Origin of the sequence: Pseudomonas meliae, assembly GCF_001400515.1 — a bacterium.
Taxonomy (GTDB): Bacteria; Pseudomonadota; Gammaproteobacteria; order Pseudomonadales; family Pseudomonadaceae; genus Aquipseudomonas; species Aquipseudomonas amygdali.
The window spans coordinates 1-24,100 of record NZ_LJQT01000416.1 but is presented as its reverse complement, the minus strand read 5'-3'; the positions used below and the strand labels follow the sequence as shown (position 1 = coordinate 24,100).

Below are 24,100 nucleotides of genomic sequence, written 5' to 3'. Positions count from 1 at the left end.
TCAACCGTTAATTTCAAAAATCTGCAATTCAACTGCTGTGCCCCAACAAACACGGGAGATCCTCTTTAAAGACGATCTCCCGCTACGGGAATTTACAAGCTGGGAAATGCGAATTGCGACGCTTCATGGCTCGCACGTTGCGGCCAGCGCTGCGTAATCGCCTTGCGACGCGTATAGAAGCGCACACCATCGGGACCGTACGCATGCAAGTCGCCGAACAGGGAACGCTTCCAGCCACCAAAGCTGTGATAGGCAACCGGTACCGGCAGCGGAACGTTGACCCCGACCATTCCCACTTCAATCTCATCGCAGAACAACCGCGCAGCTTCGCCATCACGGGTAAAGATGCAGGTACCGTTGCCGTATTCATGGTCGTTGATCAGTTGCATGGCCTGTTCAAGGCTGTCCACACGCACAATGCACAGCACCGGCCCGAAGATCTCTTCTTTATAGATGCGCATTTGCGGCGTGACACGATCAAACAGACAGCCGCCCATGAAGAAGCCCTGTTCATGCCCGGCAACCTGGAGATTGCGACCGTCCACCACCAGGGTAGCGCCCGACTGCACACCATCTGCTATATAGCCGCCGACCTTGTCGCGATGCTGACCGGTGACCAGTGGCCCCATATCCAGACCGCAAGTCGTACCTGCGCCGATTTTCAGGCCCTGAATTTGCGGAACCAGTTTGGCCACCAACGCATCGGCGATCTGATCCCCGACGCATACCGCAACCGAAATAGCCATGCAACGCTCACCGCAGGATCCATAGGCAGCGCCCATCAAGGCACTCACTGCGTTGTCCAGGTCGGCATCCGGCATCAGTACCGCATGGTTCTTGGCGCCACCGAGAGCCTGAACCCGCTTGCCACGCGCGATGGCCAGCGGGTACATCCACAGCGGCACCATGGCCGGGAAGTTGAACGGAGTGATACCGGCAACGATACCCAGCGGCTGGAAATCAGACCACGCATCGATGTTCGGCCCGACATTACGACTGTATTCCCCCTTGAGTATTTCCGGCGCGGCACAGGCGTATTCCACGTTTTCAATACCGCGCTTCAATTCGCCCGCAGCATCTTCCAGGGTCTTGCCGTGTTCTTCACTGATCAACTGAGCAATGCGCGCTTCGTTCTGCTCAAGCAATTGCTTGAAGCGGAACATCACCTGAGCGCGCTTGGCTGGCGGTGTATTACGCCAGGCCGGAAACGCAGCCTTGGCCGAATCGATCGCCTTCTGGACCGTGTCCCGAGTGGCAAGCGCTACTGTGTGGATAACCTGGCCGGTCGACGGATTGAACACATCTGCGGTGCGGCCATCTTCAGAAATGAACTCGCCGTGGATCAGGTGTTGAATGCTGCTCATGGAAAACTCCGGATAATTGCATCGGGCGAGAATGGCTTCGCGGCCCATGCGACAAAAGCACCTGTATAAAAGTACCTATATAAGAAGAGAGCCTGTCAGCGTGATCAGTCGATCAGGTTCAGCGTTTCGCCGACGGCATCGAACAACCGGTCCAGGTCCTGCGCCTGACTGTTGAAGGTCGGGCCAAACTGCAAGGTGTCACCGCCAAAACGCACATAGAACCCGGCTTTCCACAGTTTCATGCCTGCCTCGAAAGGCCGCACGATTGCATCGCCGTCACGAGGTGCGATCTGGATGGCGCCTGCAAGGCCGTAGTTGCGGATTTCCACCACGTTTTTCGCGCCCTTGATACCGTGCAGCACGCTTTCAAAATGCGGAGCGATTCCTGCTGCCTGCTGTACCAGGTTTTCACGCAGCAACAACTCCAGCGCCGCGAGCCCGGCCGCGCAGGCCACTGGATGTGCCGAATAGGTATAGCCGTGGGGGAATTCGACGGCGTATTCCGGCGTTGGCTGATTCATGAAGGTCTGATAGATCTCGCTGCTGGCGATCACTGCGCCCATGGGGATCGCGCCATTGGTGATCTGCTTGGCGATACACATCAGGTCAGGCGTGACACCGAAACTGTCCGCGCCGAACATCGAGCCTGTACGGCCGAAGCCGGTAATGACTTCGTCGAAGATCAGCAGGATATTGTGCTGATCACAAATCTCGCGCAGACGCTTGAGATAGCCTTGCGGCGGAACGATCACGCCGGCAGAGCCCGCCATGGGTTCGACGATTACCGCCGCGATGTTCGACGCATCGTGCAGCTCGATCAGCTTGAGCATCTCGTCGGCCAGCGCAATACCGCCCGCTTCGGGCATCCCCTTCGAATAGGCGTTGCTGGCCAGCAGCGTGTGCGGCAGATGATCGACATCCATCAACTGGCCGAACATCTTGCGGTTACCATTCACTCCGCCCAGGCTGGTGCCCGCCACGTTCACGCCGTGATAGCCACGCGCGCGCCCGATCATCTTGGTCTTGGTCGCCTGCCCCTTCAGCCGCCAGTAGGCACGCACCATCTTCACTGCCGTGTCCGCGCATTCGGAACCCGAGTTGGTATAAAAGACGTGATTGAGATTGCCCGGCGTCAGTTCGGTAATCTTTTCCGCCAACTGGAACGACAGCGGATGCCCGAACTGAAAGCCCGGCGAGTAATCCAGAATGCCCAGTTGCCGGGAAACGGCTTCCTGAATTTCCTTGCGAGTGTGCCCGGCCCCGCATGTCCATAGCCCGGAAAGCCCATCGTAGATCTTGCGGCCCTTGTCGTCTGTCAGATAGCTGCCATGCGCAGCAACGACCATGCGCGGGTCACGCTGGAAATTTCGATTCGCCGTGTAAGGCATCCAGTGGGCATCAAGCTTCAACTGACTGGCTACAGGCACATCAGACGCTTCGAACATATTCATGGGGGGCAAGCCTCGCAGGCGCTAAACGAACGGTCATTGCAGCCAAGGTGTCACGCGGATAAAGTTCATAAAACCCGATTTTCATGATCTTTGGTTTGGTAAGGACTAAACAATGAGTGTCCGTCGGCCAGATCCACTGTCGCAGGTGAGCGATTTTGATATCCGCTTGCTGCGCATTTTCAAAAGTGTCGTCGAGGCAGGCGGTTTTTCCGCGGCCGAAAGCGTGCTCGGCATTGGCCGGTCGGCGATCAGTCAGCAAATGAGCGATCTGGAACAGCGTCTCGGCTTGCGGCTTTGCCAGCGAGGGCGGGCCGGTTTTTCACTGACCGACGAAGGACGTGAGGTTTATCAATCGTCGTTGCAACTGCTCAGCGCTCTGGAAAGTTTCAGAACTGAGGTCAACGGCCTGCATCAGAACCTGCGCGGCGAGTTGAACATCGGCCTGACCGACAACCTGGTCACCCTTCCCCACATGCGCATCACCCATGCACTGGCCCGACTGAAAGAGCGTGGCCCGGGCGTGCACATCAATATCCGCATGATTGCTCCCGCCGAAGTCGAGCGAGGCGTATTGGACGGCGGCCTGCATGTCGGTGTTGTGCCACAGGCCAGCGCCCTGCCCGGCCTTGAATATCACCCGTTGTACAGTGAGCGTTCGCTGCTTTATTGCGCGGTGGGACATCCGCTCTTCTACGCGGACAACTCAACGCTGGATGATGAACGCCTCGCACAGCAGGAAGCCATTGCCCCGACCTTTCGCCTGCCCAACGATATTCAGGATCATTATCAGGCACTGACTTGCACCGCCAGCGCTTCGGACCGCGAGGGCATCGCGTTCCTGATTCTGACTGGACGCTACATTGGCTACCTGCCAGATCATTACGCCAACGCCTGGGTGCAGGAAGGTCGATTGCGCGCGCTGAAACCGGACTCAAAGTTCTACGACCTCAACCTGGTGACCGTTACCCGAAAAGGCCGACGCCCTCATTTGGTGCTGGAGAGCTTTCTGGAAACACTGGCCGCTACCCGATGACCCACTCCTGCAGGACACCCTTCCAGTCAGCCAACGTTGCAGAGCGGCTCGAAAACGCTATCAGGCTGATATTTATTGAAATAGTTGGACTCAAATAAAAATAACCTGAGCAACTGGACAGTTTTTTGCAGTGATCCCAGATAACGACACGCCAGCACATGGCAGTTCCCCGTCCGAGACCTTGCCATGCAGCCTGAAACACTCGACAACGATGACCTGATTTACGGCCTGAATGATCGCCCAAGACCTTTAACGGCCATATTGGCAGCGTTCCAGCATGTCCTCGCCAGCTTCGTCGGGATCATCACCCCGCCGTTGATCATCGGATCGACGCTCGGCCTGACTCAATACCTGCCGTATCTGATCAGCATGGCCCTGATGGTGTCGGGCACAGGTACTTTCATTCAGGCGCGCCGCCCGTTTGGTATCGGCGCAGGCATGATCTGCCTGCAAGGCACCAGCTTCGCTTTCCTGGGCGCGGTGTTGTCCGCGGGTTTTCTGGTCAAGCAACACGGCGGCAGCCCGGAGGACATCATGGCGATGATCTTCGGCGTGTGCTTTTTCGGCGCGCTTGTGCAAATCGTGCTCAGTCGCTGTATTGGCCAGTTGCGACGTGTCATCACGCCGCTGGTGACCGGCATTGTCATCACGCTGATTGGTGTAAGCCTGATCAAGGTAGGTGTCACGGACCTGGGCGGCGGCTTCAACGCACCTGACTTCGGCGCGCCGTTGAACCTAGCGCTGGGCGCCTTCGTTCTGGCAGTGATCATCGTACTTAATCGTTCGAATACGCCCTGGGTGCGCTTGTCGGCGATCATCATCGGCCTGGCGGTCGGCAGTCTCGCCGCCTGGTTCAGCGGCAAGCTGATTCCACAGCCGATCCACGACCTGCCCTTGATCAGCGTGCCGGTGCCGTTCCGTTTTGGTTTCAGCTTTGACTGGACCGCTTTCCTGCCGGTCGCGCTGATTTATCTGATCAGCAGTATCGAAACGGTCGGCGACCTGACCGCCAATTGCATGCTCGCCCGCCAGCCGATCAGTGGCCCGAGCTACGTGGCGCGCCTCAAGGGTGGCGTGCTGGGCGACGGTGTGAGCTGCATGATTGCCGCAACGTTCAGTGCATTCCCCAACACCACCTTTGCGCAGAACAACGGCGTGATTCAGCTGACCGGCGTTGCCAGTCGCTATGTCGGGCTGTACATCGGCGCGGTGCTGTTCGTGCTCGGGCTGTTCCCGCATATCGGTGCCATCGTCCAGCAGATTCCCAAACCGGTACTCGGCGGCGCAACGCTGGTGATGTTCGGCAGCGTCGCGGCAGCCGGTGTGCGCATTCTGGCCCAGTCTCCGCTGGACCGGCGCAGCATGCTGATCATCGCCACGTCACTGGGTGTCGGTCTGGGTATCGCCGCGCAGCCTGCGCTGCTGCATCAGATGCCCAAACTGGTACAGAACCTGTTCGATTCGGCCATCACCAGCGGCGGCATCACAGCCATCGTAATGTGCCTGCTGACTCCGGAAGGAAAGGTCGCCGTGACCCGGAATGATTCAGCGACGGAACCCAATCCCCTTGAACAACCACGATAGGCTTCCATAGCCGCACTTGCGCCGGTGCTTGCGAGATAATCGCCGGTGCGCTATCTGTTCATTAGTTGCGCCCTACGACCTGTCCGGAATTGCCCATGACCCTTGAAGTCCCCGCACACAGCGCTCACGTCACCAAGCCCGCAAGCCGTATTCGTCAGAAGAACGAACAAGCAATCATCCAGGCAGCCGAAGATGAATTTGCCCGCCACGGCTTCAAGGGCACCAGCATGAACACCATTGCGCTGAAAGCCGGGCTGCCCAAAGCCAACCTGCATTACTACTTCACCAATAAGCTGGGCCTGTATGTCGCGGTACTGAGCAACATCATTGATTTGTGGGACAGCACGTTCAACCACCTGAGCGTCGAAGATGATCCAGCCGAGGCACTGGCCCGCTACATTCGCGCCAAGATGGAGTTTTCGCGCCGCCAGCCTCAGGCTTCACGGATCTTCGCCATGGAGATCATCAGCGGTGGCGAATGCATGAGCGAGTATTTCAGCCAGGACTACCGCCTGTGGTTCCAGGGCCGGGCAGCGGTTTTTCAAGCCTGGATCGATGCCGGCAAGATGGACCCGGTCGACCCTGTACACCTGATCTTCCTGCTGTGGGGAAGCACCCAGCACTACGCTGATTTCGCCTCGCAGATCTGCCGAGTCACCGGTCGCTCCCGCCTGACCCGGCAAGACATGGACCAGGCCAGCAACAATCTGATCCGGATCATCCTCAAAGGTTGTGGGCTCACGCCGCCAGCCTTGTAGAATCGGTGCCTTGACGTCAGCTGGATACACGCATGCCTTTTACCCTGGTCGGCCCTTGCGAGTTTCGTGAAGAAATCCGCAAGAGCCGCTTCATCACCCTCGCCGCCCCCATCGCCAGCCCGGCCGACGCCCAGGCGTTCATCGAGCAGCACAGCGACCTCAACGCCACCCACAATTGCTGGGCCTGGAAGCTGGGTGGTCAGTATCGCAGCAACGATGACGGGGAACCGGGCGGTACTGCAGGCAGGCCAATCCTGGCAGCCATCGAGGCGCAGGAATTCGATCAGGTCGTGGTGCTGGTGATCCGCTGGTACGGCGGCATTCAACTGGGGACTGGCGGCCTGGCACGCGCCTATGGCGGTGGTGCCAACAAATGTTTGCAGCAGGCCGAGCATCTGCCGCTGATTCAGCGTTCGTCATTCCAGCTTGAATGCAGCTTCAGTGAACTGGCGCTGGTCAAGTTGCGTCTCGCGGAAGTCAACGGCCTGCTGGAAAGTGAAAACTTCACTGCCACTGGCGTGCAGATGGCAATCGCGATAGGCCCCGAGCATGTCGACACGCTGCAACGACAACTGGCTGATCTGAGTCGCGGCAGAATTGTTTTGCACAAGGCCACAACAGAGTAGGCAACGCGTCAGCAATTGCCCACATCTACTGTGCATCCGGCTGTGGATAAGCTGAGCACACTCCACTGCGGGCCTTGCCGGGCTTGCGTTTCAGGCGAATGATCGTTTTTTGAGCAATCGCCTGGCATGGATCCATAAACGGTGCAAAAACAGTCTGTTAGCGCTCGTTAGTCCCTTTGGATGCTAACCACCGGCGTATTATTCTCCGCTGACGCGCTTGCGCACAGTATCTGTGGAAGAACCTGTGGATAACAGGTGCAAGGGTCGCGCATCCGTATAACGCACCTCGCTTGACGCCTGCTGTACATTTTTCACTCAAATCAAAGAGCCACATTTGCCCCTCGCTCCGCCAGCGCGCCCCGAACTGGTGCCGAAATGATCGCGTCAGGTTGTCACTGCACGGCCATGAATGTCGAAAACACCTTACTCAACCTTGATTGAACGCACAGGACAGGAATCCTGACTCCTTGGCCAGGATTTTGCTTTATCCACAAGCGACCCACTTCTGCCTTCGAGCCTTTCATGTCAAACCACGCGATACCTGCGCGTCTACAACTGCGCCACATCACTAAACGGTATCCCGGCTGCCTGGCCAACGACGCTGTCGACCTGACGATTCAGCCCGGCGAGATTCATGCCCTGCTGGGAGAGAACGGTGCCGGCAAAAGCACGCTGATGAAGATCATCTATGGCGTGACGCAGCCCGACGCCGGGTCGATCATCTGGCAAGGCCAGGTGCAGACCATGCGCAGTCCGGCACAGGCAAGAAGCCTGGGGATCGGCATGGTGTTCCAGCATTTCTCGCTGTTCGAAACCCTAAGCGTCGCGCAAAACATCGCCCTGGCAATGGGCGCTGCGGCAGGCACGCCCAAACAACTGGAACCGCGCATTCGCGAGGTTTCGCAACGCTACGGCATGGCAGTGGAGCCCCAGCGCCTGGTCCATAGCCTGTCGATTGGCGAGCGGCAGAAAGTCGAAATCATTCGCTGCCTGATGCAGGACATTCGTCTGTTGATCCTCGACGAGCCCACCTCTGTGCTCACACCCCAGGAAGCGGAAGAGCTGTTCGTGACCCTCAGGCATCTGGCCGCAGAAGGTTGCAGCATTCTGTTTATCAGTCACAAGCTGGGCGAGGTTCGTGCCTTGTGTCACAGCGCAACCGTCCTGCGCAACGGTAAGGTATCCGGGCACTGTATCCCGGCTGAATGCTCTGATCTGGAGCTGGCGCGCTTGATGGTCGGTGATGCCGAAGGGTTGACCGCGCACTACGACAAAGTCAGCGGCAGCGAAGCCTTTCTGCGCGTCGACAAGCTGTCCTGGCACAACCCGGACCCGTTCGGTTGCTCACTGAAAGACCTGAGCCTGGAAGTACGCAGCGGCGAAATCGTCGGCATCGCGGGCGTTGCCGGCAATGGTCAGGATGAATTGCTGGCGCTGCTGAGTGGCGAACAGACCCTGCCTCATGCCCAGGCGACAACCCTGCGTTTCCAAGACACCCCGGTCGGCGACCTGCGCCCCGACGCCCGCCGCAAACACGGGCTGGCGTTCGTTCCGGCAGAGCGTCTGGGGCATGGCGCAGTGCCGGAACTGAGCCTGGCCGACAACGCTCTGCTAACCGCTTTCCAGCAAGGACTGGTGAGCCACGGCTTGATCCAGCGCGGCAAGGTTCGCGCACTGGCCGACGAAATCATCCGTCGCTTTGCAGTCAAGACGCCGGACGCACAGGCCGCGGCGCGCAGCCTGTCGGGCGGCAACCTGCAGAAATTCATTCTCGGCCGGGAAATACTGCAAAACCCCAAACTGCTGATTGCCGCGCACCCGACCTGGGGCGTGGATGTCGGTGCTGCCGCAGCGATTCACCGGGCATTGATTGCCTTGCGTGACGCGGGGGCGGCCATTCTGGTGATTTCCGAAGACCTGGACGAGTTGTTCCAGATCAGCGACCGACTCGCCGCCCTGAGCGGCGGCCAGCTTTCCGACCTGATCCCCACTGAACAGACCAGCACCGTGCAAATCGGCGGCTGGATGGCGGGACAGTTCGATCATTCTCACACCCAGGCCCATACGGCGGGTTAACGGAGCAAAAGATGCTGCTTTCTCTGGAACCGCGCGGCCAGCAATCGCGCGCCATGTTGTGGTGTTCCCCTTTACTGGCTGCCGTCCTGACACTGGTCTGCGGCTCGCTGCTGTTCATCGGCCTGGGGCTCAACCCTTGGGTGACGCTGCACACCTTGCTGATCGCACCGTTCAGCGACTGGTATGGCGTGTCGGAATTGATGGTCAAAACCTTGCCGATTCTGCTCTGCGCGCTGGGCCTGGCGGTCGCCTATCAAGCGCGCATCTGGAACATCGGCGCAGAAGGCCAGCTGCTGCTCGGCGCGCTGGCAGGCAGTGCCGTAGCGGTAAATATCATTGAGATGGAAAGTCGCTGGGCCTTGGTCATGGTGCTGCTGGCCGGCACCCTGGCAGGCGCGGCCTGGGCGGGCGTGACCGCCTGGCTGCGCACGCGCTTCAATGCCAATGAGATCCTTACCAGCATCATGCTCAACTATATCGCCCTCAACTTGCTGCTGTACTTCGTGCACGGGCCGCTCAAAGACCCGGCGGGCATGAATTTCCCGGAGTCAGCGACTTTTGGCGACGCCAGCCGCCTGCCGCTGCTGATGGAAGATGGCCGCGCGCACATCGGCGTGTACTTCGCCCTGTTTGCGCTGGTCGCGGTGTGGGTGCTGCTGCAACGCAGTTTCGTCGGTTTTCAGATCAAGGTGCTGGGCCTGGACAAGCGTGCTGCCGGGTTTGTCGGCTTTCGAGAAAAACGCCTGGTCTGGCTCGCACTGTTGATCAGTGGCGCGCTGGCCGGGCTGGCCGGCGTATCGGAAGTGACCGGGCCGATCGGTCAACTGGTGCCGCAGGTCTCGCCAGGTTACGGCTATGCCGCGATCACCGTGGCCTTTCTCGGCCGCCTCAACCCCATCGGCATTCTGTTCTCCAGCCTGTTGATCGCCCTGCTGTATCTGGGCGGAGAAAGCGCGCAAATGACCTTGAACCTGCCCTTGGCAATCACGCAGTTGTTTCAGGGGATGATGCTGTTCTTCCTGCTGGCCTGTGATGTGCTGATTCTCTATCGCCCAAGTTTGAAACTGCACTGGGCCAAGCGCCAGATGACAGCCGTCACAGGAGCCGCATGATGGATATCGACCTGCTGAGCAACATTTTCTATGCCATGGTCCGCTGCGGAACCCCCTTGCTGCTGGTGGCGCTGGGCGAACTGATCTGCGAAAAAAGCGGCGTCATCAACCTGGGTCAGGAAGGCATGATGCTGTTTGGCGCGGTGATCGGTTTCATCATCGCCCTGAGTACCGGCAATCTATGGCTGGGCGTGCTGCTGGCGATGCTCGCTGGCATGCTGCTGTCGGCACTTTTTGCGCTGGTGGCGCTGGTGTTCAACGCCAATCAGGTCGCGACCGGGCTGGCGCTGACCATCTTCGGTGTCGGCCTTTCCAGCTTCGTCGGCACCGCCTGGGTCGGCAAGCCATTGAGCGGTTTCGAACCGGTGGCCATCCCGCTGCTGAGTGACATTCCGCTGATCGGCCGCATGCTGTTTGCCCAGGACCTGCTGGTCTACCTGTCCTTTGCGCTGTTTGCACTGGTCGCCTGGGCGCTGCTGAAAAGCCGCGTCGGGCTGATTATTCAGGCGGTCGGCGAAAATCCCGATGCGGCCAGCTCCATGGGCTTGCCAGTGTTGCGTGTACGCACGTTGGCCGTGCTGTTCGGCGGCGCAATGGCTGGGCTGGCCGGGGCCTACCTGTCGCTGGCCTACACACCGATGTGGGCGGAAAACATGAGCGCCGGACGCGGCTGGATTGCCTTGGCGCTGGTGGTGTTCGCCAGCTGGCGCGTGTGGCGTCTACTGCTCGGTGCGTACCTGTTCGGCCTCGCCAGCATCCTGCACCTGGTCGCGCAAGGCATCGGCCTGGCCATCCCGTCCAACCTGCTGGCGATGCTGCCTTACCTCGCCACCATCATCGTCCTCGTCCTGCTCTCCCGCGACGCCCTGCGCACCCGACTGTATGCGCCGGTATCGCTGGGCCAGCCTTGGCGGGCGGGGCATTGAGGGAGCTCGCGGCGCAGATGGTTGACGCAGAGCGTCATGAACGGCATTCCCACGCTGGAGCGTGCGGAACGATAATCCCGACTATCGTGCGGCGCTCCGCGTCGCATGCCTTTCTGGACGCTCCGCGTCCGATGTTGGGTGCTTGGAACGGCATGTATGATGACGTGTGCTCAACGCTGTGACGCTCACAGCTCGAGCTTGTATCCCACGCCGTAAAGCGACTGGATCGGATCCTGACCAGGACAGGCCTGTTCCAGTTTGCGGCGCAGGTTGCGGATGTGGCTGTCCACTGTGCGGTCGGTCACTACGCGGTGATCCGAGTAGAGCCTGTCCAGCAGGTGGTCGCGGGAGAAGACCCTACCCGGTGAGCGGGCGAAAGTAGCCAGCAGACGCAGTTCGACCGGGGTCAGGTCCAGCGTGACACCGTTGAACGAGGCCTGGTAGTGCGCTTCGTCCACCTGCAAACCCTTGGGCGTGTGCGGCTCGCTGGAAGAGCTCCGACGCAAGATGGCTTTGACGCGAGCGACCATCTCCCGAGGGCTGAACGGTTTGCAGATGTAGTCATCCGCACCGAGGTCCAGGCCCAGCAAACGGTCGATTTCCTCGACCCGCGCGGTGATCATGACAATGGGCACGTCGCTGAAGCTGCGCAGTTCCTTGCAGATGTCCATGCCATCACGGCCTGGCAGCATGATATCCAGCAGGATCAGTTGCGGCGGCTTGGCTCTGACTGCTGGCACTACCTCCAGACCGTTGCTCAGGCAATGGGTCGAATAACCGGCAGCTATCAGGTAGTCGCGCATCAGCGAAGCCAGTTTGGGTTCGTCCTCGACAATGAGAATCGGCGTTTCGGTAGTCATGGAGGTCATGGCCGCAGCCGTCCAGGCAGGCACAGGGTCAGCCAGAGGCCGCCTGTAGGCGAGTGTTCGGCGCTGAGGCTGCCGCCGTGGGCGAGGGCGATGCTGTGACAGATCGCCAGCCCCAGACCCGCGCCGCCGCTGGCGCGGTTACGGGATGTTTCACCGCGATAGAAGCGTTCGAACAGCCTGGGCAATTGTGCGGGATCGACGCCGGGGCCGGAATCCATCACGTCGATACGTACTTCATCATCGCGCATGGCCGCGCGAACCTGCACCGTGCCACCGGCATCGGTGTAGCGCACCGAGTTTTCCAGCAGGTTGCTGATCAACTGTTGCAGACGGCCTGGGTCTGCGTGTACCGACAAGGGGTGAGTCGCAAGTTCCAGCTGCAAACTCAATTGACGCGCGGCGCAACGCTCCTCGAACATCTCAGTGATGTTTGTCAGCAGCTCTGCCAGGTCACAGTCGACCTTGCGGTAGGTCAGGGCACCCACATCCGCCAGGGACAGCTCATACAGATCATCCACCAACTTGCTGAGCATGCCGACTTCGCCCTGTAGCGACTTCATCGATGCCTGATCCAGGGTGCGCACGCCATCCTCAATGGCTTCCAGTTCGCCACGCAGTACCGACAGCGGGGTGCGCAGCTCGTGAGAGACATCGGCCATGAATTCCCGGCGCATCTTTTCATTGCGCTCCAGGGTATAGGCCAGCTGATTGAAGTCGCGAGCCAACTGGCCTACCTCGTCATTGGAGGAAACCGCCACGCGGCTGCTGTATTCCCCTGCGGCGAGCCGATGGGTGGCAGCGGCAACACGTTTGACCGGGTCGAGCAGCGTGCGGGCAATCCACCAGGCAATCAGCACGGCCAGCAGCAGCGACAGCACACCCATCGCCAGGCTGGCGCGCAGCTGGTACTGCTGAAAGCGCTCGCCACCCGCTTCACTGACGCTCTGAAAGGGTGTGACGGCCAGCCAGCCCACGATTTTGCCGGCGACTTCCACCGGGCGCATGAATTCATCGTCATGCACGCCCGGAAACCCCATTACCAGGTTCTTCTGCGCATCCAGCAGGGCGATTCGAAACACTGCACCAGTCAGATCGGAAGTGGGGGGTGTTGCCAGTCCGGGAATGGCGAAGTCCTGTGCGGGCTCCGGGCGCATCACCTCAAACCAGCGATCCTTGTTGTCACGCATGAACTCCCAACTGCCCTCGCGAGCATAGGCCAAGGCCAGCCGCGGCAGGACCGGCGACATACGCTGCATGGCCTGCTCGTTGAGATAACCCAGAAAGCCACGGGCAAAACTCCAGTTCGCAGTCAGACCCATGATCAGGATCACTGACAGCACGCTGGCCAGTACCGCGACAAATAATTTGGTGGAGATGCTCGATTTCATGAAGGCTCGGGTTTTCCCTGAAGACGGCGTCCATTTAGGCCTTCGTGACCGCAAGTTTCAAGTCGGCGCAGCAATCTTCAATTTTCCTGCACATTTGCCTCGCACTCTGACATCAGGCTTTCGCCACAACGTCCTGAGGCAAACATGTCGAGCAAGATTTTCGCCAAATACCTGATAACCGTGACCTTTGTCATCTACGCAGCCCTTATCAGTCTTCTGAGCGGTTGTTCGGCGGATGATCCGCCGCCCGCTGCGCCAAAACCAAGCGTGTCGGTCATCACTGTCCAGCCGCGCAGCCAGGCGCTGACCACCGAACTGGCGGGGCGCACTCAAGCGTTCATGGTCGCCGAGATACGGCCGCAGGTCAGTGGCATCGTTCAGCAGCGGCTGTTCGTCGAGGGGGCAGACGTCAAGGCCGGCCAGCCTTTGTATCAGCTCGACAGTGCGACCTACCAGGCTGCGCTGGCGGAGTCACAGGCCACGCTCAAATCGGCGCAGGCGACCGCCAGGCGAGATATTGGACTGGCAAAGATAGATGCCATCAGCCAGCAGGATAAAGAAGACGCCGAGGCCAGTCTGTTGACCGCTGCGGCGGAGGTATAAAGTGGCGGAGGCCGATGTGCAGACCGCGCGCATCAACCTGGCTTACACACGTATTACCGCGCCCATCAGTGGCCGTATCGAGACCTCGACCGTCACCCCCGGTGCATTGGTGGTGGCCCAGCAGGACACGGCGCTGACCACGGTTCAGCAACTGGACCCGATTTACGTCGATGTCACGCAGTCCACCACCGAGTTGCTGCGTCTCAAGCGCGACCTGGCCAGCGGAAAGCTGCAAACCAACGGCGATGGGCAAGCCCGAATCACCCTCAAGCTGGATGACGGCAGCACCTATAACCACGACGGCCGCCTGCAATTCAGTGGCGTCAGCGTCAATGAAGGCACCGGCACCGTGACGCTGCGTGCCAGCTTTGCCAACCCCGAGCGGCTGTTGCTGCCGGGCATGTACGTGGTAGCGGTGCTGGAGCAGGCGCAGGATCAAAATGCCATCCTGATTCCGCAAAAGGCCGTCAGCCGCAGTGCCAGCGGCCAGACCACCGTGTTACTGGTGGTCGACGGCAAGATCGAGCAGCGGGTGATCAGTGTCGACCGCACAGTGGGCAACCAGTGGTGGGTGAGCAGCGGGCTCAAGGCCAATGAGCAGGTGGTGGTCGAGGGCGGGCAGAAAACGCCGGTGGGCACCGAAGTCAGTGTTCAGAACGCCGACAGCCCGAACTCGCCATCGCCGAGCGGCACTGTCGCTGCCGCTGACGTGAAGGAGCGCTGAACATGGCTCGTTTCTTCATTGATCGTCCCATCTTCGCCTGGGTCATTGCCATTTGCATCATGTTCGCCGGCGGGTTGTCCATCAGCCAGCTGCCGCTTGAGCAATACCCCAATATCGCGCCACCGACGGTAAAGATCTCCGCCACCTACACTGGCGCATCGGCCAAGACCGTCGAAGACTCGGTTACCCAGGTCATCGAGCAGCAGATGAAGGGGCTGGACCGGCTGACTTATATGTCCGCCTCCAGCAGCTCTGCGGGCAGTGCGAGCATCAACCTGACCTTCGCCGCAGGCACCGACCCTGATGTGGCGCAGATGCAGGTGCAGAACAAGCTGCAGCAGGCTGAATCGCGCCTGCCGCAAAGCGTGCAGAGTGAAGGTTTGACGGTGACCAAGGGCAGTTCCGATTTTCTGATGCTGGTTGCCCTGGCATCCGATAACGAAAGTGTCACGGGTACGCAGATAGGTGATTACATTTCCAGCACGCTGCTCGACCAACTCAGCCGTGTGGATGGCGTCGGCGACGTGCAGACCCTGGGTTCGGGTTACGCCATGCGTATCTGGCTGGACCCGGCCAGGCTGGAAAAGTACGCACTGATGCCCTCCGACATCAGCTCGGCGCTGGAGGCGCAGAACACCGAAGTCTCGGCAGGCCAGTTGGGCGCCTTGCCTGCGGTGACCGGCCAGCAACTGAGCGCGACCATCAGCGCCCGCAGCAAGCTGCAGACGCCTGAGCAATTCGAAAACGTGGTCGTCAAATCTTCCAGCGACGGTGCTGTTGTGCTCCTGCGCGATGTGGCGCGGGTGGAACTGGGCAGCGAGAGCTACGACATCAATTCGGCGCTCAATGGCAGGCCTGCGGCGGCAATGGGCATTCAACTGGCGTCAGGCGCAAACGCGCTGAGCGTTGGCGAAGCGATCAAGGCCAAACTCAAGGAGCTGGAACCGTTCTACCCCACGCAGATGCAACTGAAGACGGTGATTGCACACCGTTCGTAAGCCTGTCGATCAAAGAGGTGGTGAAGTCGCTGGGTGAGGCGATCGTACTGGTGGTGCTGATCATGTTTCTGTTCATGCAGAACCTGCGCGCCACGCTGATTCAGGCGATTACCGTGCCGGTGGTGCTGCTGGGCACCTTCGGCGTGCTGGCGCTGTTTGGTTATTCGATCAATACCCTGACCATGTTTGCCATGGTCCTGGCCATCGGCCTGCTGGTCGACGATGCGATTGTGGTGGTGGAAAACGTCGAGCGGGTCATGAGCGAAGAGCAACTGAGCCCGCTGGAGGCCACCCGCAAATCAATGGATGAGATTACCAGCGCGCTGATCGGCATCGCTCTGGTGCTGAGTGCCGTATTCATACCGATGGCTTTTTTCAGCGGCTCCACCGGGATCATCTACCGGCAGTTCTCGGTAACCATTGTTTCGGCAATGCTGCTTTCGGTACTGATGGCGATGACCCTGACACCGGCGTTGTGCGCGACGATGCTCAAAGCCTCGGACGCTCAGTTGCATGCACAACGGGGCGGCTTTTTCGGCTGGTTCAACCGTTCCTTCGACCGCAGCGCCGACCGTTACCAGCGAGGCGTAAGCGGTGTGATCAACCATCGCGGGCGGGCTCTGCTGGTGTACGTGCTGGTGCTGGTGGCCATGGCGGTGGGTTATGTCAGCCTGCCCACATCGTTTTTGCCGGATGAGGACCAGGGCGCGCTGATGGCGCAGATCCAGCTGCCGGTAGGCGCTACCGACAGCCGTACGCAGGCGGTTATGAGGCAGTTCGAGACCTACATGCTCAAGCAGCCGGAGGTCGAGGCACTTATCAGTATCTCCGGGCTGGGGATGGGCGGTAACAGCCAGAACACTGCCAGGGCGTTCATCAAGCTCAAGGACTGGAGCGAGCGTTTCGGCAAGGGGCAGGGCGCAGCGCAGGTGGCTCAGCGGGCAACGCTGGCGCTGGCAAGCATTGGCGACGCCAGCGTGTTTGTCATGCAACCGCCTGCGGTGCGCGGGCTGGGGCAGAGTTCGGGGTTTGATGTGCAGCTCAAGGACCTTGGCGGCGTGGGGCATGAGGCGCTGGTCGCGGCACGCGAGCAGTTTATCGAGCTGGCGAAGAAGGACCCGAGCTTGCTGGGCGTGCGCAGCAACGGCCTGGACGACACCCCACAGTTAAAAGTGACCATCTATGACCGCAAGGCCGGTGCGCTGAGCCTGTCTACCAGCGACATCAATTCGACCCTGTCCACTGCGCTGGGTGGCAGCTACATCAATGACTTCCTCAACCAGGGCCGGGTGAAGAAAGTCTACGTGCAGGACGAGGCTGCTTCGCGCATGCAGTCAGCCGATCTGAACCACTGGTTCGTGCGCAACAGCAATGACGAAATGGTCCCGTTCTCGTCGTTCGCCAGCAGCAGCTGGAGCTATGGTTCGCCGTTGCTGGAGCGTTACAACGGCAGCTCGTCACTTGAAGTGGTGGGCGATCCTGCGCCAGGTGTCAGCTCGGGTACCGCGATGGATGCGGTTGAGGCCATCATCAAGCAACTTCCCGAAGGCATCGGGTACGATTGGACCGGGCAGTCCTATCAACTGCGTTTGTCCGGCGCTCAGGCGCCGATGCTCTATGCCATTTCAGTGCTGTTCGTGTTTCTCTGCCTGGCAGCCCTGTACGAGAGCTGGTCGGTGCCGTTCTCGGTCATGCTCGTGGTGCCGCTGGGCGTTGTCGGCGCGGTTCTGGCGACACGGCTCAGCGGTTTGAGCAATGACGTGTACTTTCAGGTCGGGCTGTTGACCACCGTGGGCCTGGCGGCAAAGAACGCGATTCTGATCGTCGAGTTCGCCAAGCATCTTCAGGAGCAGGGGAAAAGCCTGCATGAAGCCACCCTCATTGCTGCCCGGCAACGCCTGCGCCCGATTCTTATGACTTCGCTGGCGTTCATGTTCGGTGTACTGCCGTTGGCCCTCAGCACCGGCGCAGGCTCGGCTGGGCGCAATGCAATCGGCACTGGCGTGCTGGGCGGTATGTTCAGCGCCACCGTGCTGGGTATTTTCCTGGTGCCGCTGTTCTTCGTCGAAGTCCGACGCCGCTTCAGTCGTTCTGCAGGCAATGCTCCGGTTGCCCAATCCACATCTACAGGTGAAGCATGATGCGTCTTTTCTGGCCTTCGCTGGCTGTCACGGCGCTGCTCACAGGCTGCGTCAACCTGGCTCCGGATTATCAACGCCCCGAAGCGCCTGTATCGAACCAATGGCTGCCGGCGACGGCGGGCCAACCTGTTGCGTCAGGCAGCGTGCCCACGGATATCGACTGGCAGAACTTTTTCACCGACAAGCGTTTGGTACGTCTGCAAACCCTGGCGTTGGTGAATAACCGTGATCTGCGCCTGGCCAGCCTGAATGTCGAGAAAGCCCAGGCTCAATACCGTATCGAGCGTGCAGCGAGCCTGCCGACCATTGATGCCAGTGGTAGCGGCACGCATACACGCACGCCGTCATCGACCTCGATGACCGGCAAGTCGTCGATCAGCCACGAGTACAGCGCGCAGTTGGGCTTGAGCAGCTATGAGCTGGATGTGTTCGGGCGTATCCAGAACCTTCAGGACGAAGCGCTCGAGGATTACCTGGCGTTGACCGAAACACGGCGCAGTACGCAGATCAGCCTGATCGCCGAAGTGGCGACCGGCTGGCTGACCCTGGCCGCCGACAACCAGCTTCTGAAACTGGCTGAAGACACGTTGGCCAGCCAGCAGAAAAGCTACGACCTGACCAGAAACAGTCATGCGCTGGGCGGTTCTTCCGGGCTGGAAGTGGCCCAGGCGCAGACAACGGTCGAATCGGCGAGGGGCGATGTGGCGCAATATAAAAGCCAGATTCTTCAGGACCGCAACGCCTTGCGCCTGCTGGTCGGCAGCGATCTGCCGGAGGAGCTGCTGCCCGATGCCGACATGCAGTCGGTGGCGCAATTGGTGCAGGTGCCGGATGACCTGCCTTCCAGCCTCCTGCAGCGTCGCCCGGACGTGCTGAGTGCCGAACACACACTCAAAGCCGCGAACATTGATATCGGTGCCGCGCGTGCGGCGTTCTTCCCCAGTATCACCCTGACTGCCAGTGCAGGCTCTTCCAGCACCAGCCTGTCAGGTCTGTTCAAGTCCGGAAGCGGCGCGTGGAGCTTTGCGCCAAGTATCAGCGTGCCGATTTTCGACGGCGGCGCCAATCGGGCCACGCTTGACTCGGCCAAGGTCGAGAACCAGATCCAGATTCAGACCTATCAGCAGACGATCCAGACCGCATTCAAGGAAGTGGCCGATGCCTTGGCGGTGCGCAGCACGCTGGATGAGCGGCTTGCCGCGCAGCAGGCCTACACCGATGCCAGCCGCAGAAGCTACGAACTGGCCGACGCCCTATACCGCGGCGGATCGCAGAGTTATCTGGAGGCGCTCGAGTCGCAACGCTCGCTGTACAGTGCCGAGCAGGAGCTGATTTCCCTTCGCCTTACCGAGCAGAGCAACCGGGTAACGCTCTACAAGGTCATGGGCGGCGGATGGAATCCGCGGTGACTTTTTCTACTAGCCTTTGAATAATTGCCTCGCTTAAACGTTTTACCCTTACCTGCAGTGCGGTCATTTAGATGCTCGCACTGTGGTTTTGATCCTTCATGAACAGGAGTTCTCATGAAACCCTCCCAGCCGAAGTACGTCCGCGCTCTGTCGCTGCTGGTCACTTCACTTATCATTCAGACGCCAGCCCAGGCTCGTACGCCGTCCTCTGCAACTGCCGACAACATTGCCCGGCTTGCGGTGGTCAAGCCNNTGCGCTGACCGGCGTGGACCTCAACGATATCGGCGGGCAGGGCAGTCGTGTGCTATCGGCCAGTGAATCAATGCGCAACGATGTAGCAGTGTGTGCCGTGGAAGGCCGATTGGCACCGCAGATAAACTTCAGGCTTGAACTGCCTACCGGCACCTGGGCGCAACGCTACCTGCAAGTCGGCTGCGGTGGGCTGTGTGGCAACATCAACTCGACCGTACGCGCCGCTGATGGCTGTAAGCCGCTTGATACCGGTGCATTTGCAGTAGCCTCCACCGACATGGGGCATCAGGCGGCAGATAACCATTTTGGCGACGACCCGCAGAAACGCGCCGATTTCGCTCACCGTGGCGTGCACCTCACCGCGCTGGCGTCGAAAAAGCTGATCACTGCGTTTTATGGTCGCAAAGCCGAATACGCCTACTTCAGTGGCTGCTCGGACGGCGGCCGGGAGGCCCTGATCGAGGCCCAGCGTTACCCGGACGATTTCGACGGCATCATCGCCGGGGCTCCTGCGCTCAACTTTCAGGTACAGAAAACGCTGTACCACGGCTGGATGGCCCGCTCCAACCGAGGGGCAGACGGCAAGCCGATTCTCCTCGCGTCCAGACTGCCACTGCTGCACAAGGCCATACTCGCCCAATGTGATGTGCTGGACGGGCAAATCGATGGCCTTGTAGCGGACCCACGCATCTGCCACTTCGATCCCGCCGTACTGCAATGCAAGACAGCAGCCGACACTGCCAATTGCCTGAGCGCAGAAGAAGTGGCTGCTGTCAGACGTTTTTACGAGGGGCCGAAAGACCCTGTCAGTGGCGAACATTTGACGTTGGGCGGTCCGCAGCCTGGCTCGGAACTGGCTTGGGCGGGCGTATTCGTACCGGTCAGCGCCGATCAGCCCGTCTACAGCGAAACGGCTGCACTGGAGGCCATTCGCAATGTGGTGTTCGAGAAGAACCCGAGCGCGGATTTCGATCTGAACGCATTGAACTTCGACAAGAAAACCTTTGATCAATTGCGTCCGCTGCATGCGCTGTACGATGCCACCAACCCGGACCTGTCGCCATTCGCCAGCCGCGGCGGCAAGCTGATTCTCTGGCACGGCTGGGCCGACCCGAACATCTCGCCGCTCAACACCCTGGCGTACCACGAGGCGGTCGAAGCACAGATGGGCAAGACACGCACCGAGGCGTTCTCACGGCTATATATGTTGCCCGGTGTTTATCACTGCGGCGGCGGGGAAGGGCCAAGCCTGGTTGATCTGCTGACGCCGATCATGGCCTGGGTTGAAAAAAGCCAGGCACCGGATGCGATTGTCGCCCGACAGGCAGGCCCCGAGAAGGCTGGCAACCGGCAGAGACCGCTGCCAAAAGCCCTGCCAGCATCGATGGTCAAGGAAAACGTCGGTAATCGCGGGCGTACCCGCAAGGTCTTCCCGTACCCGTTCATGGCCGAGTACGACCACAAAGGCTATTCGAAAAACGCGAACAGCTACCAGCGCGCCCAGCCATTGACCACGGAAAAAACACCGCACTGGATGGGGGCAGGCTTCTTCAAACCGTATGCGCCTCTGGAGCGTCAGGTTGATTAGCTATTACACCTGCGCGCAGTGAGCGAATTATTTTCTCCTCGTTCTTGACATGACATGCGAAGCAGTACAGAATTGCGTCCATTCCTGAGCGAGGAATTGAAAAAAACCCTTTAGATTCAATGGGTTGGAAGCCAAAGAAATACCGGTTTCCCGCGAAATGAAAATACGTTTGATGTTTAAGTGAAGCATCTTTCGTTTGAGGCCGAGTAGCAAAATGGTTATGCAGCGGATTGCAAATCCGCCTACGCCGGTTCGATTCCGACCTCGGCCTCCACTATTCAAAGCCCCGCAGATTAACGTCTGCGGGGCTTTTTATTGGGCGCGGGAAAGTGATGGGGTTTGAAAACCGAGCTCAGCCGCTATTTAAAGCGGCTTGCGTTGATATAGCCGTATTGGTTTTGCTGATAAATCGTGTAAGGCAGGAGCAATGTATCTAAGACGCCTGATAAGCCCATGTCCAGTAAAACCCACTCGGGAGCATTGGTCTTCTGATAAGCGCTACTCTGTTTGGGCTCTGCGTTCAGTTCACAGAAATCGAGCATAACTCCGCTGTAAACGCGCGGAATGGAGGAGCAATTTGATTTCCAGTCAGTGAGCTTTTCACCTGCGACGGAATCGGGCCTGAACGTTGTGTTGATTGTTCCGCATCCCGTCAAAGCAAGCGTGAGCAATAGCAGGCACTGTATTTTCAGATGATGCACACATGACTCTTTTTGCGTTACGAAACCTGGCTTCATGACTACGTTCCTTGTGTTTTCAGTGCAATTGGGACGGCAGAGCGAGCGCGCGAGGCACATGCCCGTCGGTGTTGCATGATCGCCGTGGGTGTTCAATGGATGGTTGTTTCGCCGGGAATTGATCTCTCACATGCAGCACGATTATTGCTTGCCATGCCCAACCAGCCTGTCAGGCATAACCGAGGTAAACCCGATGAGCAAACCCCTTGTCCGATGGCCGATCAACCCGCGCAGAACGGCGGTCATCGTCGTAGACATGCAAAAAGTCTTTTGTGAGCCTACCGGGGCGTTGTACGTAAAAAGTACAGCGGATATCGTCCAGCCGATCCAGAACCTGCTGCAGGCCGCGCGAGCTGCTCAGGTGACGGTGGTTTATCTGCGCCATATCGTGCGCGGCGATGGTTCGGACACCGGGCGCATGCGCGATTTGTACCCGAATGTGGACCAGATACTGGCACGGCATGATCCGGACGTTGAGGTTATCGAAGCGCTCGCGCCCCAGTCGGATGATGTGATTGTCGACAAGCTGTTCTACAGCGGCTTTCATAACACTGATCTGGACACGGTGCTGCGCGCGCGGGGTGTCGATACGATCATCGTCTGCGGTACGGTCACCAACGTGTGTTGTGAAACCACGATCAGGGACGGCGTGCACCGGGAATACAAGGTTATCGCCCTGAGTGACGCCAATGCTGCAATGGACTACCCGGATGTCGGTTTTGGTGCAGTTTCAGCCGCAGACGTTCAGCGTATATCGCTGACGACTATTGCCTATGAGTTTGGAGAGGTCACCACGACCGCCGAGGTCATCCGGCGTATTGAAAGTGCGTAGCCGCTAGGGAGATAAATGTGCGCAGTTCTGGGCCGTTTTTCATCTGTGCGCATTCAAACCATGCGTTCCGTTTCAGACCGTTTGATCTGGCTTGAACGGTCGATACAGCTAACTGTTTGTATGAATTGTGAATTCTTGCAGTGGCATGCTTTCTGCTCTCGTCTCGCTGACCTTCACCCTTGCCGGTGAAGGTCAGCGAGAGGAAGCAGCCGTATGACTCTGCACTATGTGCCCATTATCAACCTGGCCCCTTATTTTTCAGGAGAACCGGACGGCAAGGCAGCCGTGGCGCAGGCAGTCAATCAAGCGTGTAAGGACATTGGGTTTCTGGTAATCACCGAGCACCAGATTCCCAAAGAACTTATTGATAAGGTCTCCGGTTTGACCCGCCAGTTCTTTGATTTGCCGCTGGCGGAAAAACGCAAGGTTGATCGTCCCAGCCCGGAGATGGTGCGTGGGTACAGCGCGATAGCCGAGGAGAGCCTTTCATATTCTCTGGAAGAAAGTGCGCCGGGAGATCTGAAGGAATCCTTCTCCATCGGGCCAAGCAACGTGCCGAATGAAGATTATTACCACAACGCCGAAGCAGGTTCGCATTTCGCGCCGAATGTCTGGCCTGCTGAAGCGTTGTTGCCTGGGTTCAAAGAGGCGTATCAAGCTTATTTCGAGGCGATGAGTGAACTGGCGCAATCGTTGATGCGCCTGTTTGCCTTGGCATTGGAACTGGATGAGTGCTTTTTTGATGACAGAATCGACCGGCATATCAGCATGTTCCGCAGCCTGAGTTACCCGGACATCAAGACCGAAGTCGAGGCCGGCCAGTTGCGCGCCAGTGCGCATACTGACTACGGCAGCCTGACCATCGTGCGCCCTGATAATGCACTGGGCGGCTTGCAGGTACGTAATCAGCAAGGCGAATGGGTCGATGTGCCCTATGTCGAGAACGGTTTTGTGGTCAACATCGGCGACCTGATGATGCAGTGGACCAACGACCAGTGGATTTCCACCCTGCACCGCGTGGTCAACCCGCCCATTAGCAGTGAGCAGGACAACCGTCGGCAGTCACTGGTGTTCTTCCATCAACCCAACTACGACACCTTGATCGAGTGCCTGCCCGGTTGCCTGCCGCCTGGCACCACGCCACGGCACGCGCCGGTGACTTCGGGCGATCACTTGCTGGCCAAGTTCGTCAAACAGACGACCTTCGGCGGCAGCAAGGTAGCCTGATATGAGCACACTTTCATACGTCAACGTGTTCGCGCAGGACATCATCGGTTTAAGCGGTTTTTACTCGAAGCTGTTCGGCTTCAGTGAAATCGAGGCCATCAGGTCGCCGATTTTTCGTGGGCTGGACACAGGCAAATCCTGCATCGGTTTCAATGCACTCGATGCCTACGAATTGTTGGGGCTGGATGAGTTTACTGGTAGCACCGGCTGCCGGTTTCTCCTCAACATTGATGTCGATGAGCAATGCGAGGTGGACAGGTTGGTGCCCCAGGCAGTGGCGCTGGGTGCGCGATTGATCAAGGCGCCGTATCTGACGTATTACCATTGGTATCAGGCGGTTTTGCTCGACCCCGAGGGAAATATATTTCGGATTAACTTCATGCTTTAAGGAAGCTCCGAGC

General features: G+C 59.2%; 16 protein-coding genes, 1 tRNA gene and 3 pseudogenes. 15 read left to right on the top strand and 5 right to left on the bottom strand.

The genetic code is table 11. The features are described from left to right. Nucleotides 1-92: 92 nt before the first annotated feature. Nucleotides 93-1,364: a CoA-acylating methylmalonate-semialdehyde dehydrogenase gene (locus ALO64_RS19300; protein WP_044344034.1), complete on the bottom strand. Its 1,272-nt coding sequence runs from the start codon at nucleotides 1,362-1,364 to the stop codon at nucleotides 93-95. 104 nt (nucleotides 1,365-1,468) lie between these two features. Beyond that, nucleotides 1,469-2,815 carry an aspartate aminotransferase family protein gene (locus ALO64_RS19295; RefSeq protein WP_044344033.1) on the bottom strand — a complete coding sequence of 449 codons (1,347 nt, stop codon included), beginning with the start codon at nucleotides 2,813-2,815 and terminating at the stop codon, nucleotides 1,469-1,471. Nucleotides 2,816-2,927: 112 nt separating this feature from the next. Here ALO64_RS19295 and ALO64_RS19290 point away from each other — a divergent pair, with 112 nt between their 5' ends. From ALO64_RS19290 to ALO64_RS19260, 7 genes are all read left to right on the top strand, one after another. Next, nucleotides 2,928-3,848, top strand: coding sequence for a LysR family transcriptional regulator (locus ALO64_RS19290; RefSeq protein ID WP_044324553.1), 921 nt, complete (start codon nucleotides 2,928-2,930; stop codon nucleotides 3,846-3,848). A gap of 186 nt (nucleotides 3,849-4,034) precedes the next feature. Next, nucleotides 4,035-5,432, top strand: a complete 1,398-nt coding sequence (locus tag ALO64_RS19285; RefSeq protein ID WP_044344032.1) for a uracil-xanthine permease family protein — start codon at nucleotides 4,035-4,037, stop codon at nucleotides 5,430-5,432. Between the two features lie 95 nt (nucleotides 5,433-5,527). Beyond that, complete coding sequence (locus tag ALO64_RS19280; RefSeq protein WP_002555510.1) at nucleotides 5,528-6,190, top strand: TetR/AcrR family transcriptional regulator; 663 nt, start codon at nucleotides 5,528-5,530, stop codon at nucleotides 6,188-6,190. 32 nt (nucleotides 6,191-6,222) lie between these two features. Next, nucleotides 6,223-6,816, top strand: coding sequence for an IMPACT family protein (locus tag ALO64_RS19275; protein ID WP_005731192.1), 594 nt, complete (start codon nucleotides 6,223-6,225; stop codon nucleotides 6,814-6,816). 522 nt (nucleotides 6,817-7,338) lie between these two features. Further along, the gene (locus tag ALO64_RS19270) at nucleotides 7,339-8,892 is read left to right on the top strand and encodes an ABC transporter ATP-binding protein (protein ID WP_044317536.1); all 1,554 of its coding nucleotides are present in this window, start codon (nucleotides 7,339-7,341) and stop codon (nucleotides 8,890-8,892) included. An 11-nt stretch (nucleotides 8,893-8,903) separates the two neighbouring features. Further along, on the top strand, nucleotides 8,904-10,004 hold the full coding sequence (locus ALO64_RS19265; RefSeq protein WP_044344031.1) for an ABC transporter permease: 1,101 nt from the start codon (nucleotides 8,904-8,906) through the stop codon (nucleotides 10,002-10,004). Then, nucleotides 10,004-10,930 (top strand): ABC transporter permease, encoded by a 927-nt coding sequence (locus ALO64_RS19260; protein WP_044344030.1) that lies wholly within the window; start codon nucleotides 10,004-10,006, stop codon nucleotides 10,928-10,930. Before ALO64_RS19265 ends, ALO64_RS19260 begins: the two co-directional genes overlap by 1 nt. 185 nt (nucleotides 10,931-11,115) lie before the next feature. Here ALO64_RS19260 and ALO64_RS19255 read toward each other — a convergent pair whose 3' ends face one another. Beyond that, nucleotides 11,116-11,790 carry a response regulator gene (locus ALO64_RS19255; RefSeq protein WP_031597104.1) on the bottom strand — a complete coding sequence of 225 codons (675 nt, stop codon included), beginning with the start codon at nucleotides 11,788-11,790 and terminating at the stop codon, nucleotides 11,116-11,118. A gap of 5 nt (nucleotides 11,791-11,795) precedes the next feature. Further along, on the bottom strand, nucleotides 11,796-13,187 hold the full coding sequence (gene baeS / locus ALO64_RS19250; protein ID WP_044321701.1) for a sensor histidine kinase efflux regulator BaeS: 1,392 nt from the start codon (nucleotides 13,185-13,187) through the stop codon (nucleotides 11,796-11,798). 144 nt (nucleotides 13,188-13,331) lie between these two features. Here baeS and ALO64_RS19245 point away from each other — a divergent pair. The 5 genes and pseudogenes from ALO64_RS19245 (at nucleotide 13,332) to ALO64_RS19225 (ending at nucleotide 21,177) form a co-directional block, all read left to right on the top strand. Continuing rightward, nucleotides 13,332-14,514, top strand: a pseudogene (locus tag ALO64_RS19245) (efflux RND transporter periplasmic adaptor subunit). A gap of 2 nt (nucleotides 14,515-14,516) precedes the next feature. After that, a pseudogene (locus tag ALO64_RS19240) lies at nucleotides 14,517-17,653 on the top strand (efflux RND transporter permease subunit). After that, nucleotides 17,653-19,062, top strand: a complete 1,410-nt coding sequence (locus ALO64_RS19235; RefSeq protein ID WP_044344542.1) for an efflux transporter outer membrane subunit — start codon at nucleotides 17,653-17,655, stop codon at nucleotides 19,060-19,062. Before ALO64_RS19240 ends, ALO64_RS19235 begins: the two are co-directional and overlap by 1 nt. A 114-nt stretch (nucleotides 19,063-19,176) precedes the next feature. Continuing rightward, nucleotides 19,177-20,903 (top strand): annotated as a pseudogene (locus tag ALO64_RS19230) (tannase/feruloyl esterase family alpha/beta hydrolase). A 200-nt stretch (nucleotides 20,904-21,103) separates the two neighbouring features. Further along, nucleotides 21,104-21,177 (top strand) — tRNA-Cys (locus tag ALO64_RS19225). Nucleotides 21,178-21,262: 85 nt separating this feature from the next. Here the strand turns inward: ALO64_RS19225 and ALO64_RS19220 are convergent. Continuing rightward, nucleotides 21,263-21,640 carry a YceK/YidQ family lipoprotein gene (locus ALO64_RS19220; RefSeq protein WP_044344544.1) on the bottom strand — a complete coding sequence of 126 codons (378 nt, stop codon included), beginning with the start codon at nucleotides 21,638-21,640 and terminating at the stop codon, nucleotides 21,263-21,265. Nucleotides 21,641-21,833: 193 nt separating this feature from the next. On the opposite strand from ALO64_RS19220, the gene ALO64_RS19215 reads away from it, so the two are divergent. The 3 genes from ALO64_RS19215 (at nucleotide 21,834) to ALO64_RS19205 (ending at nucleotide 24,087) form a co-directional block, all read left to right on the top strand. Then, nucleotides 21,834-22,472, top strand: a complete 639-nt coding sequence (locus tag ALO64_RS19215; protein WP_044344545.1) for an isochorismatase family cysteine hydrolase — start codon at nucleotides 21,834-21,836, stop codon at nucleotides 22,470-22,472. A 213-nt stretch (nucleotides 22,473-22,685) separates the two neighbouring features. Further along, nucleotides 22,686-23,699, top strand: coding sequence for an isopenicillin N synthase family dioxygenase (locus ALO64_RS19210; RefSeq protein WP_044323259.1), 1,014 nt, complete (start codon nucleotides 22,686-22,688; stop codon nucleotides 23,697-23,699). A gap of 1 nt (nucleotide 23,700) precedes the next feature. Beyond that, nucleotides 23,701-24,087, top strand: coding sequence for a VOC family protein (locus ALO64_RS19205; protein ID WP_005730176.1), 387 nt, complete (start codon nucleotides 23,701-23,703; stop codon nucleotides 24,085-24,087). Nucleotides 24,088-24,100 lie beyond the last annotated feature (13 nt).